Raw genomic sequence first — 16246 nt, forward strand, 5'->3', positions numbered from 1 at the left:
TAGTAATAACGTTTTACTCTTTAAGAAAAAGGGTGGTGGTTTGATAGGCCTTAGCCCAGAAGGATTAGTAGCTTTAGGAGTTGCACGTTTTGCCGATACTCTTAGTGAACATAATACTATTGAGATAAATAATCAAGAATACGATTTGGCAATATATTCCTTTGGGAAAAGATATAAGAGAACTTTTTTCCCTATTTATAAATAAGAATCATTTAGCTTTATTTATAAGGGATTCGTTCCAAATAAAATACTATGTAAAACAGAAAAGTTTTCTAACTCAAAAAACCTTGTATGGTTATTCTGCCATATAGCATTTTTATTATGTATAAAACTTCAAACTATAAATTTTTTTAATCGCAAAGACAAATATTCACCTTATACATTTGAACTATCTCAATAAAATTGACAACATAATAAGAGCTTTTTAAAAATTAAATATGGAAGAGATGGCTCCAATATTATACCGGAGTCCTCTCTTTTTATATCTTTTAATAACAATAGTGACTATATGTACCTTTATAAATTCAATTCTAATTTGAATGTACAGGAATGCTTAACGATTTTATATGCGAATTTATCTCTCATATAGCTGAAAAAGACTTTATTCAAGCTTATCTAAACAGTGTCCTCTTTATGACATCGAGTGTTTGAATCTAACAACTTAACTACATATAAAGTATGTCCCCTAATCACTCTTGCAATTTCCGCCATCGTTCCCCCCTAGATTTTTACATATCGTATATTCTTATATGACTTTTTCCATACATTCATGTTGATTCCTAAAGAATTCCTCCGTCATTAAGTTATATTCGTGCATGATTAGTACGCTCGATATTTAATTTATTTTGACTCCCTTCTTGTTTCCAAATAATTTAATGCCAGTTTAATGAATTGCGTATCACATTTTTATTGTTTCTTCAAATGATTTTTCAAGTTCATTTACATTCTTTTTTATCACTTAATGCATTCATTTTAACGAGCCTCACTTTTATGAAACTACTATAAATACCTATTTCATCCACAATTTCGTATACAGAAATAATAGCTTTTTATTGAGAATTAAATCGATATTTTTTGTATTACCGGTATATATTTTCATAATGTGATTAGCGTTTCTTTTTCAATACCTCCTTTTCGATTTCCTCTAACTTTTTAAAATTGGAGATCCTTTTCCCTAAATACAATATGAATTTCCGCTTTCTTTAGTTTTTTCCAAATAACAATTAAATTAGAATGAGGACGACTTGTACGTCCTTTCCCATGCAGTTCTTCGAAGAGGTGTTCTTTTTAGACTGTTCATAGACTTTCTAGCAACGAATTAGGCATAATTTTAATTTGCCCTTTCCAATTATATGCAAAAGTTATTCTGAAAAGAAATCTGTGTAGATTCTTTACTAGTTGTTTCTAGTGACTTTCATTATAAAAAAGATAACTTATTTTCTATTTATCTTTTACATTGTTTTAGCGAAGGATAAGATACAAATCCATATAAAAACCCCAGATAGGCAATTTATTTGATGTTTGCACTATCTGGGGTATGATTCACCAATATATTACGTATTGACGTTAATTACGATAAAGTAAGTGTCGTACAATATCTCCAGGGTGTAACACAAATAAAGGTCCCCAAGAAGGATTAGAATCATGCATTGCTTTTAACGACGTAATCATCCTATCAAAAATCACAGCAACATCTCCATCTTTAGCAATAGCGGCTGTAACAGCAGCAGCAACTATATGAGCCGCATAAATTCCTGATTTGTATTCTTCAGGCAACGAACCCAATGTATTTAATGAAGAGCGTAACTGGGCAACAATTAACTCATCTTTATTTTTCCAGTTTTGAATCTGATTTAAACTATGGTTTTCCAGACTAATTAATTTTCTCTTCACTATAGTAGAAGCAACAATTTGAGCTGATTTCTTAGCCTCATCATTACTTATTGCTATTCCCTCTAGTTGAATCTCTGAGAGATCTTTATCTACTTCAGTTTCAATTATCTTCTCCCATTCTTTCGCTTGATCAAATTCAAGCAACCCTACAGCATACGCTCCTAAATATCCTCTTAATATATCAGCTGGATGACGATCTTGATCAGGTCCCTCATTTCTAAGGATAGCTTGTCTTGTAAAGGCCGCATTTAAACCACGAAAATAACCGACTAAACCTATCGCTGCCGCAGGACCTAAATTCAATATACCTAAAACATCAGACGCAGTTTCATCAATACGGGAAGCCCAATATTCAGATAAATCATGTCCAAAATTTTGTTCCTCCAACTCTGTTCTTACACTTTCAGCTAACTCAGCCAGTAATCCAGTATCAGCATGTAATATGTCATGACCGCCTGTTTCATGTCCTATACTTGACCAAGCCAAAAGACCTTGTGTCGCATTAACTGGCGGGAGATTAACAACAGCTACCTCCACCCCAAAAATAGAAGTTGCATCTACTGGCCAAGTATATGGGCCAGCCTTTGGATTTCCCCATTTAACAAGTGGCGGAATAATACTCAAATCTGGTGGTTTAACTCCTGCTCTATCTTCTAAGCTCAAAAAACCATCATAAAGATCACTTACTAATTCTTGAAAAGCCCCTGTAGCATTAGGTTTATACCCTTCGCCATGCTGAAGAATAGCCTGAGCAATGTCTAGCATTAAACCTGCTTTTTTTTCTCTTTTTGGGTCCCTCAATAATATTCTAGTAAACCCTTCTTGTCCCAATTCATCGAGTGTTTTGATAAAAGGTTTATACATTGTATCACGGTATAAAGGAGGCAACTTATCTCGTAAAGTTTCTAATCTCCCACGTAGTTCATGGTAATTAGTTGGATCCTCTGGTCCATCAATATTGGTTAATGCTGCTTTTCTAACATCTTCAATACAATTTTTAAGATTACTTATATCTGGTTTACCTGTGACTAAATTTTTCTTTGTACCATCTAGATTTTTCATTATTCGACCTCCAAACAAGATTTATCACAAGTATTATTTCCCTCCCCTAAAAATATATTCCAAACCATTAACTTCAATTCGAACGATTAAGATAGCTTCCTGTCATCCCTTGCCCGATGCCATTTCATCTCCCACCTACATAATTTCGTGTTAAAGTAATTATAAAGAACTGATACCTTATTTATTTAAAATAGTGATATTAGTTCTTTATCGTCTAAATATTTCGATTGCAATATATCAATCAGTTATTTTATATCAACTATAAATTAGAAAAATTAATGATTGTTATTTTCAAACTACTCTAATATTAAATCTGTTTTCTTTCGAATTATGTGTGCTTTAGGAATAACAATTTTGGCTCTTTTAGTATTAATGTTAGCATGATAACGTGGAGGGTTCGTCTCATAAAGATGTTCATCAAATATTATTCCTGTAACTGCATTTATAGTTGTTAAAGGAACTTGGTATATTGTTACTACATCCATTCTTTCTAGCTATTGATATTTTGTAGAAGACCGACTTTCCTCCTCCAGGTTATCTATCCAGTAATCATCCTGCATTATTTTGAATGCTACTGAATGATGATTAATATAAAAACCTACTTTCCAAAAACCAGCTGATATCTTAATTCCACAACCTAAAGGTTTTTGGTATCCACAGTACTCCCTATCATTTTTTGAAAAGATAGGGAGTATAAAAATTGAAAATTTCTTGTTTCTACTCTTGCTTTTACTAATAATACAAATTTCTATATTGCCCCATTTTGTATGCTGAAATTCCTTATGATGAGGAGCAATATTTGCAAAGCAAAATGAATTACAATTTATTTTCTCTGCTTCATCTAGGTTTCCACAGTCTACATCCTCTCTTCTAACAAGGTAACCCCTACCCCACAAGTCCGCCTGGCCTCCTGCATATAACCAGTCTCCTACCTGATTTTTATTCTTAAGCCTCTCATCCAGGTGCCCGTTATCACATCTATTCAACTGTATATTTTTTCTACATCGGTATTATTTACTCCATAAAACGCAAATTTCCGTTCTTTATTCATAACAATTAAAAAATGTGTAAATGCATAAATTTTAGCTCTTTCTAATGCAGTTTGACTTATATCTTCACGTAAACACGGAAATGAAATAGGAAACTCTTCTCCTAAGAAAATAGGATCAAATCCTTCATTTGAACCCATTATAGAAAAGCCTCCTTCTCTACAAATTTTATGTAGATTATTTTTTCTTCCTGCTACAAAAAGCCTAGGAATAAATCTCTATGTAGCATTTATAATCTGTAAACATGTTGATTACCCCATCGATTTTTTTAGTTAAAGCAAATTTGCCAAACCGTTTAGATTCTCCTATTATTTACGATATTTATGCATATCAAAGTAAAAACTATAATCTAACGATTATATCGATTATTATCCAATTTAAAAGGATTGGTTTTTAATCTTTTAGCGGTCACATAGATTTAATTCTTTCTGTAATAAAAACCTAAATAATAGTTAATACTACACTTTGAGTTGGAGGTTTTTAAAATGATAAACCATTCAAACCCTCTCAATTTGACTAATGAAAATGCGCAAATTAAAAATGAAGCCCTTTTCTCAAAACGGTAGAGTTATACCCACAAATAGAGGAGGAGTGGCAAGAATCTTAAGAACGTTCGGGACTTTCCCTGCTTTTTTGGCTATCTTTGGAAAGCCCTCTACGATTCTCAGGCATTAGAATTTTAAATATCTAAGAATATTTTCGAGTTTCAAAGGTTTTATGGATTAGCAGAAACTAAGACGTTTACTGAGCGGACTCGTGAGCTAATGACAAAGTCCACATGCGGAGTACCCGATATACTAGCGGTTACAGCAATAGACTTTTCAGCACTATGTCCCTGGGACGAGAAACGGATAGCCTATGCATTTGATATTGAAACGAAAGATATTTCTAAAAAATGGGGAACGCGATACGACTTGCCTTCAAGTCGTGAGAAGACACTACTTCAATAATATTATGGGAGGTTTTGATAATAGTGAGCACACTTGAAGTATTGGGACTTCTCCGAACGCATTTGATGTAGAACTGTTGCATTGCGCGAAATGGGACATATATTAGGTTTAGCTCATTCCAATGTTCCATGAGCGATTATGTTTCCTTCAAATTCTCCAAACCTTATTAAGAATGTCCTGTCACTAGATATTATTGCAGGAACAGAAAGACTTTATCAAACTCATAAAGCTGAAAAATAACTTTCTCATTCGAGGATGCTGGTGTAGTGAAAATCTGGATCCTAATTGTTAATGTAATAGTTTCGTCTGAATCTGAGCAGAATCAGATGTTTAAATCCGTCTACTATTTACCAATAAAAATCAATTAAGAGAGGAATAATCATAATGACAATTGTAAGACGTTTTCATTCTCCAGGTAACTTAAAGGACTTTGACTCTATCCCTAATCAGGTTGAGGCTTGGCATGAAATCATCTCCGATTTTTTCAATAGTAACATCCAGGACGTTCAACAGGAATTGGCGGCATTAGGAGGTATACCCCAATTCTATAATCCGTCTATCACTGAAACTTCATCGGACATGCAAACGCTTGACATTACTTGGAACGCCTTTCCACGAGTGATTCAAATCCGTAATCACAACAATCCAGATTTATATCTGCCAGCGGCAGAAAAATTGAATCCTAATGGAATTCGGCAACATGATGAGTATTGCGAGTGGCATACAGAAAGAGACCAAGAAAATAAAGTGTTACGAGTCACCTTTACTTGTGAGGGACCTGAGTATTGGCAATCATTAGCGGATGGGTATCCTACAAGATATAGTGGTCCTAGAACGGCAGGCGCTCAGGGTAGTAAAGACGTACTCTTGGCAATGTATCAAAAATACATTAGCAAGGACGTAAGCTTGACGGATCTCCTGAATCCAGATGGAACCTATAACCCTAACAACAAGTGGAATACCACGCATGGCGCGATGCATCTAATCCAACCAAACAACACTTTATCTGCTGAAATTAACATTGCAGCTCGCGCAACAATTTTGCGTAAGGACGCTCATGGGGAAATGATTAATGAGCCAACTGCTCTAATCAATTGCTCCCGTTTCGGTGAAGCTCAACGATTCAGCGATCCGACTATCGGATTTCAGGTAAATAAATTGGCTCAGCAAGGATTGATGATTACACTGCAAGATCCCGTAGGTCTCTATATTTCCGACTTAGATACAAGCGGTTTTGAAGCGCCTGATGGTAGTGATCCCGCTCAGTACTGGACCATTTTGCGCGGTCAGAAAGGACAGGTTTTACGAGCCGTATATGAAGTTCCTGCATCTGCAAATTTCAAAGTAGGTGATATGACAATCGATGGCCGCCCTATCGAATTTGGTGGACAAATTGCTGAAAGTATTACCATGAAATTGACTGGAGTAGCCAGTAAGCATCATTCTATACAAAACCCGTTGCTTACATGTCCTGGTTCATCGGATGATGCGGTTAGACCCGCAGGTCTTGTCGCTGGAGACAATGAAATATTACCAACGCGCGTCATCAGGTAAAAAGGAGGAAAGTTGCTATGGCACCCTTTGAAAACGAAGAGCTCAATAAAAATAATGTAGCCCCTCTAGAGCAAGAACCTTTATTGCATGTAGATCAGATTCAAGGTAACATCTTGGGTGGATTCAACAAAGACTTTCAGCAATTTCTCTTTTTCGAAATTGTCGACCCTAATTTGGCAAAACAATGGATTCAGTCCATCAGTTCACAGATTTCCACCACACAAGAGGTTGTGACGTTCAATCGTTTGTATCAAATGATGTGGGCCAGGAGAGGATCGGAACCAACTGGCTTAATTGCTACTTGGATGAATATCGCCTTTTCATATGCTGGACTAAAAAAACTGGTTTCGGAAGAATTACTTAAGGACTTTTCAAAAAATGGACCTTTTACACTTGGAATGAAAAAGCGTTCGGGAACGCTTGGAGACCCTAAGGACCAAACTTCGGAAGGGAACCCTAAAAACTGGGTGATTGGAGGCGATGCTAATTCCCCAGAGGTTCTTCTCATTATTGCCAGTGACTCGGAGTTGGAGCTTGATAAAAAGGTGCAGGAGATAAAGAAGAATTCAACCATCGAAAGCGGCTTGAAATTAGTTTATGAAGAAGCTGGAAGAAATCGTAACGACCTGCCAGGGCATGAACATTTCGGTTTTCGGGACGGGATTTCACAACCAGCCGTACGGGGACGTTTCTCCACTGCATCAGGAGATATGCTCACCAAACGTTGGATTGACCCATCAGATAAAGCCTTTCTCACTGATGCAGAGCCGGGTGAAAAATTAGTATGGCCAGGGGAGTTCGTTTTCGGATATCCATGCCAAAACGATCAATCTCCAGATCCGGTTCCCGTAGAGAACGAAGACTTGCCTATACAATATGGTGTGCCTGTTTGGGCAAACAACGGTTCCTTTCTGGTCGTGCGTAGACTTCGCCAGGATGTAGCAGGCTTTTGGGAATTTGTATTAGAGAAGGCCAAAGAGTTAAATATGTGCCCGACACTTATGGGAACGAAAATGGTAGGGCGTTGGCCAAGCGGGGCACCGCTTATGCGTTCTCCTGAAACAGATAACCAGGAGTTAGCTGAAGATAATCACGCAAACAACCATTTCTTATATGGATCTGATACTACCAATATAAAATTGAGCCCCAACTTGAATTACGCTGACCCTTTCCCACAAGCGAAAGAAGATTCTTTTGGCAGACGGTGCCCTATATCGGCACATATCCGAAAGGTTAACCCAAGGGACTCGGCTACAGATATAGTAAGTGAATTTTCCAGCCTGACCCGACGAATACTCAGACGCGGGATTCCTTTTGGCAGCCCACTAAACGTGAACCTTTCAATGCCTCCATATAACGATATGGAAAATGGCAACCGGGGATTGATGTTTTTGTGTTATCAGACCAGAATCGATTTTCAATTTGAGTTTCTGACCAAGAGATGGGCCAATTCACCGGAATTGCCTGTTGGCTCTAAATGTACTAACTCAGTCGATATTTGCCCGCCACCCGGAGAGGACCCAATTATTGGACAAAACGGTGATGGAAATAGAGGCCGCACTTTCACGTATACGACGAACAAATCGATGGATATCATGAAAGAGTTTGTTATTCCTACAGGCGGAGAATATTATTTCCAGCCCTCGGTCGATGCGTTGAAAACAGTCATAGGGAGACAGGCTTAAACATAGATGCAGTCCAATGATAATAAATATTATTTCAAAACCCCGATTCTCCGTTACCGGACTTAATCGGGGTTTTATTGTACGTGTTCCTTTTTACACAAGTGATATGTTGGTTAAACAAACTTATTTAGAACCCCCTAAAACTTAGCAGAAGAGTGTAGAGCTGCTTTAATTTTTCCACATCATGCTCAAATCAATTGTATCAACATCACTATCATTCATATGTAATCCTAGTAAATCATTTAATTCACTAATAAGTACTTTACCTTCTACAATAACATGTTCTTTAATCATTTGCTGAATCGGTGAAAGCTCATCTCCATAATATTCATCACGGATATCACCTAAAATTTCTTCTAAAATATCTTCAATTGTTACCTAACCAGCTGTACCGCCATATTTATCATATAATACAGCAAATGGTATACGTTTCTTTTGCATTTTTCATAATAGATCATGTATTGGTATGGTTTCATTTGCTTCAATATCTCGTAAGTATATGGCTATGTAAGAAAGGTTTGAGGTCGCTTACTCTGGCACTCACCCAATTATAAATAGACAATCAGCTAAAAGGTATACAATCAAATATAGTATTATAAAAACTAAGTTTAAGATAAGGAGTGATTGTCTTTGTATTATCGTCAATATCAACATGAATATCCACCTGAATATTATGAATGTATGAAAAAATGCGAAAATCCACCTTATTCATACCCTTCTTATGAATGTGACATGCATTGTGCCCCTAAATACCCACCAAGACCTAGCTACTTGTCCATTCCATACTCAATGCAGACCTCACAAACACCTACAGCACTCTATGGATATAACCCTTACTCAATACTAGTAACTCGGCCTCCTTGGGAAAATGATCCTTGTTATATAGAATGCAGAAGATTGGGAGTGGATGATTATCACTGTCGAATTAGATGCGAGTGGTTGTAACAAACAAACTTAGAATAAAAATTTAGAAAATCCATCTTATCTAAGGTGGGTTTTCTTATTTTATCTAATGTAACAAACTACATGAAAAGTTACATTCGTTACGCTTATTTTAATAGGATGGTATAAAAAGCTTGTTATGCTAGGGCTAATTAAAAAATATGTTACATTCAAAACATTGATTTCAAAGAGATTGAGGCAATGGCTGATAATTCAAAAGAAATTAAAGACGTACAACCTATAGAACATTAGAGAAGTTAAATAATATGAAATGGGTACTAAAACACCACTATTCAGGACTTGACTACATACTATTTCTTCTAGGTTTCTTGGCGTAAATAGGCAAAAAAGAGGCAAACCCTTCATGTAGGAAATTCTGCCGTTATAAATGGCTTATTTCACGCGTAACTTTTCTTTTACTTTCGCAGGAAGTTCGACTTTCTTAACCTCTTCCCAAGCTGTTACGCCTTTTTTATCAGAATGGAACACGCGTAAGAATGCTTCTTTCCGAAGTTATTTAAATCCATTAAGTTTCACCGCTTTTTCATTACCTTTTCATCAAGCCCTTGTAATTCATAATTATACTCTGTGTATTTTTTTCTTTAGATACACTCGACTTTATCAGCTTCCCCGCTGCCATGAAGAATTGTACAATGAATTACATTAATAGACATGCTAACACTTATTGAGAAAATAGTATGTACATCATTATGTTTTTCCGCTTAAATAATCTTTGAAGAAATAGTTATACAGCTAGGTTATGTAGTCTAATATTATCAATTAGAAGGGATACTGATGTACTTTTTATAAAATTAAATTGAACCTCTTTACCCTTAATGAATAATATAGGCAATAGAGGTGAAATAGCATGATATATATAGTTAAACCTGGCGACACTTTAGCTGGAATTGCTGCACAGTTTGGCTTCACGCCCAAAACCATCATGGAAAATAATGTAATTTGTAATCCCAACTTAATTTTTATTAATCAGCCAATTTATATTCCCAATCCTGCGATAGAATACGGCAAAGTAGGTGGATACCCTTACTATGTAGTACAATTCGGCGATACTTTAGAGTGCTTAGCAGCCCATTTTAATCAAACTGTAACAAACCTAGCTGCAGCTAATCAACTTTCTAATCCTAATCAGATTTTTGTTGGTGATGAGTTGCTAGTTGGAGTCAATAGACCTAATCCTGAAGTACTTTTTTCTCGTTGGAATCCAGATGATTGTGAATATACCAATAATAATATTGCCTTTGATTATCATTTAAGTGGATCCTATCTATGGGAATCTCTTGGTGAAAATGCAGTACCCTATCTAATTCGATTATTAAAACATAAATGCGCGACTATACGTTTTTTTGCGGTAGTAAGTCTTGGAAGAATCGCAACAGGAGACAGTACGCGTCTAGCGTTAGAAAAGGCTTTAAAAGATGAAGATTCTAAGGTAATAGAATTAGCTCATTTGGCCTTGTATCGAACAGAATTGGTGAAAACATATACAAAAAGACTGCATTTAGTTACCAATGATTTAGAGCTTATGCCTGAACCTAAATTCGAATCTCCTTCGTTTTCGGTTCCTGTTCCTAGAGGTACTGAAGTCATCTCTTTGAGGTGGAAAATCCCAAGCACAAACGATGAAGAAGGACCATGGGGTGGTGCTCTATTCTATGACCAAGTACAAATTTTGAAAAGTGGCAAAGTCGGCTATCTTCCTCGATTAGGTTTGGGGCTAATATAAAACACTTTATTGCTATTTAATATTGATAAAGAATTGAACTATCACCACTTCAAACAGTCCGGCAAGGCGTTAAGTGGTGAATAGTTCAAATCAATCCTAAAAAACCAAGAAGTCTCGCTTTTTCGGAAGCTTTTTTTCCTTTTCTGAACTAGCCTTATATTGGTCAACGAAATAGTCAATTTCAAATTCATCGTTGATTTTAGGCATCTCCCTATAAGGATATAGAAATACACTTTTTGTTTCCACGTTCTGATTGCGCCAAAAGTCTTCTATCAGTGACAAGAGAATATTGAACTGATTGATATATCATATTTCAAACCGTTTTCGAAAACCCTGGAGCTTTAACTCGATTTAAGAACAAGGTTGCAACAGTTGCTTATCCCTCATACCTATACTCTTGCAAATCGGGTATAAATAGCATTAGCAAATTTCTTACGGTCCTCTAAAACTGGATTACCTGCTTGTTCATACATTTTCTCCCATTTTATTATTGCGTCGTCAATGTTCTTAATTTTCATAAACTGTTCCAAACTACCCGCATATTTTTTTACCTGACTTTTAATCCAAGGTTCTTCAGTTAACTCCCACCAAATGAATTTAAGTTGGGTATATAAATCCCACTTATCCAAATTATTGCGGTTAGCAAACTTTTCTAGTGTTTCCCAACGTCCTGATCCACCTCTAATTTTGTTAGTTTCCCACTGAGCAAGCCCTCGTCCAGGTTTACGACCATTGCCTTGTTTACTTGTTGGGTCCATTTGAGACTCCTGTTGTAAATTACCCATGATACCAGCAGTTGCTTCATCTGAAAATCCTAGGTCTTTAAAAAATTTCCATACTTTATTAAAGTTATCACCGCTTGGTGATAGTCCGGGCGGTGGTGTTGGTCTGCCGTCCCCTCCTGTATTAAGTTTAGGTATATTGATAATTTTTCCAACTGGAAGATTCTTTTCGTCAATACCTGGATTTGCTTCTTTAATCTCATCCACACTTACATTAAATCTTTGGTGTAATTTATAGAGGGTGTCATCTTTTTTAACCTCATACGTTTGCATTTGAGGAGGAATATTAGCAGGCCCTCCTGTATTAGGTATCTTGAGCTCTTTTCCAACTGGAAGATTCTTTTCGTCAATACCTGGATTTACTTTTTTAATATCATCTACACTTACATTAAATCTTTGGTGTAGTTTATAGAGGGTGTCATCTTTTTTAACCTCATACGTTTGCATTTGAGGAGGAATATTAGCAGGTCCTCCTGTATTAGGTATCTTGAGCTCTTTTCCAACTGGAAGATTCTTTTCGTCAATACCTGGATTTACTTTTTTAATATCATCTACACTTACATGATATTTTTGTGATATATCCCAGAGGCTGTCACCTTGTTTAACCTTATACTCTTGAACGTGATGAGTGGTGTTAACAGGTTCTCCCGCACTAACCTCATCTAAATATACAGGACGTCCAAAGCCAACGATCTTCCACTTTGGTGTTCCGATAATGGAACGCTTGCGACGTTGTACTTGTCCACCATCAGCGTTCGAACCACTCCCTGTGTTCCCCTCGATAGTTTGCACAGTGTTACTATCAATAACTTTCTCTACCCATCCGATATGGCAAATGCGCTTGCCGTTATGGAAGAATGCATAATCACCTTTTTTCGGGGTTGTGTACCACGCGCCTTTGTTCTTAAAAAAACTAGCATGATACGGAGTGTAAGCAAACTTACCGCATATATCCGTAGCCCCTACTTGATTTGCACACCATGCTTGAAACATATCACACCACGGTTGACCGTCTTGCCCGTACCACTTTCCGTATTTTGTTTTATTTGAATCAGCTGGCGTTTCGGTACTGCCAATTTCTGCTGCTATAACAGCGCCGAGCTCTGAAATTTTACATGCCATTAGTGATCGTCTCCTAGATATTTCGGAGTTTGTTCAGGTTGATTTTCTGGGTCTGCCTCAGATAGTCTATTACCAGTATCTTCTAGCAAACCTTGCTTGATAAGATCCTCATCACTCATTATTTTATTTGTAGTATCTGTCATTACATCTGAAAGGACCGGCGTCAGTTCTTTTGAAGCTTCTGTTTGGTATTGTAGTGTGTTTGCTGGTCGTTCTCTTGTTAATCTGTCAGACAGAATATTTTTGGACAAGTAACGATGGAACATGTATTCAAATAATGCAACACCAATAGCAGCGATGAGCGACATAATCAACTCATCATCTCCGTATGTTAGGTTCTCACTCATCAACCAGATGACTACAAATGCCAAACCAAAATCAATAATTGTTGCCACGGTATTATTTGTTCTAGGTAATATCAGTAAATCACCAATTAAATACGCTGCAGCACACAAAACAAGAGTTATTAAAAGGATGTTTCTAAATTGCATGTTAAAAAAGAAACCGAGAATGACGGACAAAAGGATAAGATTTGATACAAATTTTACTGCAAAAGCCTTAACATGTTTCATGTAAAGAACTCCTCCTTTTTTCGTAGTGTGCTAAAACTTTTAAAATTTTTTCAAGCTTCGAGTTCATATTTTAAATATTCACTCTTCTGTTTTCATCCTCACTTTTTCATTTATAAGAGATTTTAGAAAACACGACTTTATTAAGGGGAGTGAAATCTAACCATACCTATCATTTGTTATACAACAAGGTAATATAAGTGCTAGTTCTTACCAGAATGATTAAAGATAAAAAATACAGGTAACAAAGAAAAAAGCCCTATTGTGAGGATTTTTCTTTGTTATAAATTAATAAGTTACGCAATTTTGACCAAAAAGGAGTATATAAAAATGTCTCACACCGAAATCATTGATATAAAAGGTAAAGCATGCAAATAGGCCCTTATGTTATCTCACATAAGAGCCTGCCTAAATTGACAAAAAATTAGTGGTTCTGAGCAAAAATAATTGCAAAAATCTGGAGATTTTGCCGGCGTAGAATCCATTAGTACCCACACCATGCGCAAAACCTTCGGCTATTGGTTCTATAAACAAAAGATGTAGCTATGTTACAAGAAATACTTAATCATAGTACACCACAAATTAAATTAGGATATATTGGAATCGTTGAGGAAGAAAAAGATAATATATTGGATACATTTCATATTTAAAACATTATAAAATAGTCAAAATAATTACTACTTTATTTCTTTATAAAATTCAATATAAAATCAGAATAACACTACCAATTCTCAACCATATTTTGACCTTGTTTAAAAGAAAAAGATTTACTATTTACAAATTTCAAAGAATTGTTTTTTAAATCTAAAACATAAGTACTTAAGACCCAAGGGGAATTTTCAGTATTATTATAATTCATTGTTTCTATCTGATTCTTTTGATTAAATCTTGGTGGAAAAACATAATTTAAAGAGCTATTTAATGGTACCAATTTTCCTTTACTTACATAATATAAGTATCCAACTTTTGTATTGCAATCAATTTCAAGTGAAACCGTAATTAGATCAGGATATAATTTAGATTTTGATTTTATAGAAAAAACCGATTTTTGAGTTTCATTGTAAGGAAACCCTTTTAATATAATAGGTGTCATATTAATTTTTTTCTCACCTTGTTTCTGAATCGCAAAAGTGTAATCACCAACATATACTTTATCATCACCTCCACCACAAAAATAATAATCACTCTTAATTTCTTCAGGAGCAAAAAAATAAACATTATAATTAAAACCAGAAATATCTTTAAGATTCAAAACAGCTCTACTTATTTTCGAAACATTAATATTTGCATAAGAATAGCTTTCAAAATGAAAATAACTGAATATAAATACTAACAAACATAATAGTGCTTTCTTTTTATTCATTATTTATTTCACCCCTTTTAATTACTAAATATAATGTTTCACAAATTTATTATAACTATACAAAAAAAGAGCCTATAAATAAGGCTCTTAAAATAATCTATAAACTTTAACAAATAAACCCAATAAACTCCTTTGATTTAAAAACCGTCTTGCTCAAGCTGACACCAAGTTTTTGGACCAACAATTCCATCTGCTAAAAGACCACGATCACTCTGATAATTTTTTACTGCTCCATCAGTTACAGGACCAAATTGGCCATCAATTCTTCCTGAATAATATCCATTCGCTTGGAGAAACTTTTGAAGTTCTACAACCCAATGTCCAGTGCTTCCTCTACGAAGTGTTGGGCGATTTTCACTAGGGCAAGGATAATTTTTAGGGAAACCATCTTGCTCAAGCTGACACCAAGTTTTTGGACCAACAATTCCATTTGCTAGAAGACCACGATCACTTTGATAATTTTTTACTGCTCCATCAGTTACAGGACCAAATTGACCATCAATTCTTCCTGAATAATATCCATTCGCTTGGAGAAACTCTTGAAGTTCTACAACCCAATGTCCATTGCTTCCTCTACGAAGTGTTGGACGATTTTCACTAGGGCAAAATTCTTCTCTTTGAATCATAAAACCGTCTTGCTCAAGCTGACACCAAGTTTTCGGACCAACAATTCCATCTGCTAGAAGTCCACGATTACTTTGATAATTTCTTACTGCTCCATCAGTTACAGGGCCAAATTGACCATCAATTCTTCCTGGATAATATCCAATATTCTGAAGAAACTCTTGAAGTTTTATAACCCAATATCCAGTGCTTCCTCTACGAAGTACTGGACGATTTTGGCTAGGGCAAGGAACTATTGGACCGGAACCTTCAGAAAAACCGTCTCTCTCAAGTTGACACCAAGTTTTCGGACCAACAATTCCATCTGGAAGAAGTCTACGATTAGTTTGATAATTTCTTACTGCTCCATCAGTTATAGGGCCAAATTGACCATCAATTCTTCCTGAATAATATCCAAACTTCTGAAGAAATTCTTGAAGTTTTACAACCCAATATCCAGTGCTTCCTCTGCGAAGTGTTGGACGATTTTGGCTAGGGCAAGGAACTATTGGACCATCAAGCTCTATTGCAGAAATAATCACCGTTCTTAAGCCAAAGGGACTTTGATATATTACCTCTACCTCTATTGCAGAAATAATCACCGTTCTTAAGCCAAAGGGACTTTGATATATTACCTCTACCTGTTGATTTTGACCATGACCAAAAGTCCTTCTAATAAATATAGGAGTTCCTATAGAAAAATAACTTGTATTTGCTGGAGCTGCAATTGTTTGCCCAACATAAAAACTATAATCTGTTGCACGATATTCATTATCCAAAGATTTATTTTCTGAGGAATCATCATATCCATAATTATCCTCTCTATACAGAGGTAAATATGGATTAAAATCTTCGTACATATTTTAAACCTTCTTTCTAATAAAATTTATGTTGTATAAAACAAAACATAAAATATAGGTATGTAATT

General features: G+C 35.6%; 11 protein-coding genes and 4 pseudogenes. 6 read left to right on the forward strand and 9 right to left on the reverse strand.

The features are described from left to right. Positions 1-205, forward strand: a pseudogene (locus tag DN403_RS18240) (hypothetical protein); the annotation flags it as partial. 1361 nt (positions 206-1566) lie between these two features. Here DN403_RS18240 and DN403_RS18245 read toward each other — a convergent pair. The 3 genes from DN403_RS18245 to DN403_RS18255 all read right to left on the reverse strand — a co-directional run bounded on the left by DN403_RS18245 (position 1567) and on the right by DN403_RS18255 (position 4144). Next, a complete protein-coding gene (locus tag DN403_RS18245; protein ID WP_149185652.1) occupies positions 1567-2955 on the reverse strand; it encodes a hypothetical protein in 1389 nt (462 codons plus the stop codon). Positions 2956-3449: 494 nt separating this feature from the next. Next, on the reverse strand, positions 3450-3941 hold the full coding sequence (locus DN403_RS18250) for a DNA/RNA non-specific endonuclease (protein WP_179958936.1): 492 nt from the start codon (positions 3939-3941) through the stop codon (positions 3450-3452). Next, complete coding sequence (locus DN403_RS18255; RefSeq protein ID WP_149185654.1) at positions 3938-4144, reverse strand: hypothetical protein; 207 nt, start codon at positions 4142-4144, stop codon at positions 3938-3940. The genes DN403_RS18250 and DN403_RS18255 overlap by 4 nt, the downstream gene beginning before the upstream one ends. Positions 4145-4768: 624 nt before the next feature. Between DN403_RS18255 and DN403_RS18260 the strand changes: the two genes are divergently transcribed. From DN403_RS18260 to DN403_RS18270, 3 genes are all read left to right on the forward strand, one after another. Next, entirely contained in the window at positions 4769-4954 is a 186-nt protein-coding gene (locus DN403_RS18260) for a hypothetical protein (RefSeq protein WP_141550226.1), read from the forward strand. A 384-nt stretch (positions 4955-5338) separates the two neighbouring features. Then, positions 5339-6508: a hypothetical protein gene (locus tag DN403_RS18265; protein ID WP_061667175.1), complete on the forward strand. Its 1170-nt coding sequence runs from the start codon at positions 5339-5341 to the stop codon at positions 6506-6508. Between the two features lie 17 nt (positions 6509-6525). Continuing rightward, positions 6526-8193 (forward strand): Dyp-type peroxidase, encoded by a 1668-nt coding sequence (locus DN403_RS18270; protein ID WP_149185655.1) that lies wholly within the window; start codon positions 6526-6528, stop codon positions 8191-8193. A gap of 171 nt (positions 8194-8364) precedes the next feature. Here DN403_RS18270 and DN403_RS18275 read toward each other — a convergent pair. Together DN403_RS18275 and DN403_RS32310 are read right to left on the reverse strand one after the other, a co-directional pair. Beyond that, a pseudogene (locus tag DN403_RS18275) lies at positions 8365-8712 on the reverse strand (CBS domain-containing protein); the annotation flags it as partial. Between the two features lie 816 nt (positions 8713-9528). Further along, positions 9529-9648, reverse strand: a pseudogene (locus tag DN403_RS32310) (YxeA family protein); the annotation flags it as partial. 355 nt (positions 9649-10003) lie between these two features. On the opposite strand from DN403_RS32310, the gene DN403_RS18285 reads away from it, so the two are divergent. After that, entirely contained in the window at positions 10004-10879 is an 876-nt protein-coding gene (locus DN403_RS18285; protein WP_149185656.1) for a LysM peptidoglycan-binding domain-containing protein, read from the forward strand. A gap of 389 nt (positions 10880-11268) precedes the next feature. On the opposite strand, the gene DN403_RS18290 is transcribed toward DN403_RS18285, so the two are convergent. Both DN403_RS18290 and DN403_RS18295 read right to left on the reverse strand, forming a co-directional pair. Continuing rightward, positions 11269-12783: a phage tail tip lysozyme gene (locus DN403_RS18290; protein ID WP_149185657.1), complete on the reverse strand. Its 1515-nt coding sequence runs from the start codon at positions 12781-12783 to the stop codon at positions 11269-11271. After that, positions 12783-13355: a YndM family protein gene (locus DN403_RS18295; protein ID WP_149185658.1), complete on the reverse strand. Its 573-nt coding sequence runs from the start codon at positions 13353-13355 to the stop codon at positions 12783-12785. The genes DN403_RS18290 and DN403_RS18295 overlap by 1 nt, the downstream gene beginning before the upstream one ends. 444 nt (positions 13356-13799) lie before the next feature. On the opposite strand from DN403_RS18295, the pseudogene DN403_RS18300 reads away from it, so the two are divergent. Then, a pseudogene (locus DN403_RS18300) lies at positions 13800-14002 on the forward strand (tyrosine-type recombinase/integrase); the annotation flags it as partial. Positions 14003-14073: 71 nt separating this feature from the next. Here the strand turns inward: DN403_RS18300 and DN403_RS18305 are convergent. Further along, positions 14074-14715, reverse strand: coding sequence for a hypothetical protein (locus tag DN403_RS18305; protein ID WP_098291687.1), 642 nt, complete (start codon positions 14713-14715; stop codon positions 14074-14076). Positions 14716-14852: 137 nt separating this feature from the next. Continuing rightward, positions 14853-16178: a peptidoglycan-binding domain-containing protein gene (locus DN403_RS18310; RefSeq protein ID WP_149185659.1), complete on the reverse strand. Its 1326-nt coding sequence runs from the start codon at positions 16176-16178 to the stop codon at positions 14853-14855. Between the last annotated feature and the right edge of the window lie 68 nt (positions 16179-16246).

It is taken from the genome of Bacillus sp. AY2-1, assembly GCF_008368965.1.
Lineage (GTDB): Bacteria > Bacillota > Bacilli > Bacillales > Bacillaceae_G > Bacillus_A > Bacillus_A thuringiensis_S.

Excerpts from the sequence above, each read along its gene's own strand:
- DN403_RS18260 (WP_141550226.1), top strand. The coding sequence starts at position 4,769 with ATGACAAAGTCCACATGCGGAGTACCCGATATACTAGCGGTTACAGCA.
- DN403_RS18255 (WP_149185654.1), bottom strand. The coding sequence starts at position 4,144 with ATGGGTTCAAATGAAGGATTTGATCCTATTTTCTTAGGAGAAGAGTTT.
- DN403_RS18245 (WP_149185652.1), bottom strand. The coding sequence starts at position 2,955 with ATGAAAAATCTAGATGGTACAAAGAAAAATTTAGTCACAGGTAAACCA.
- DN403_RS18285 (WP_149185656.1), top strand. The coding sequence starts at position 10,004 with ATGATATATATAGTTAAACCTGGCGACACTTTAGCTGGAATTGCTGCA.
- DN403_RS18295 (WP_149185658.1), bottom strand. The coding sequence starts at position 13,355 with ATGAAACATGTTAAGGCTTTTGCAGTAAAATTTGTATCAAATCTTATC.
- DN403_RS18270 (WP_149185655.1), top strand. The coding sequence starts at position 6,526 with ATGGCACCCTTTGAAAACGAAGAGCTCAATAAAAATAATGTAGCCCCT.
- DN403_RS18290 (WP_149185657.1), bottom strand. The coding sequence starts at position 12,783 with ATGGCATGTAAAATTTCAGAGCTCGGCGCTGTTATAGCAGCAGAAATT.
- DN403_RS18310 (WP_149185659.1), bottom strand. The coding sequence starts at position 16,178 with ATGTACGAAGATTTTAATCCATATTTACCTCTGTATAGAGAGGATAAT.
- DN403_RS18305 (WP_098291687.1), bottom strand. The coding sequence starts at position 14,715 with ATGAATAAAAAGAAAGCACTATTATGTTTGTTAGTATTTATATTCAGT.
- DN403_RS18265 (WP_061667175.1), top strand. The coding sequence starts at position 5,339 with ATGACAATTGTAAGACGTTTTCATTCTCCAGGTAACTTAAAGGACTTT.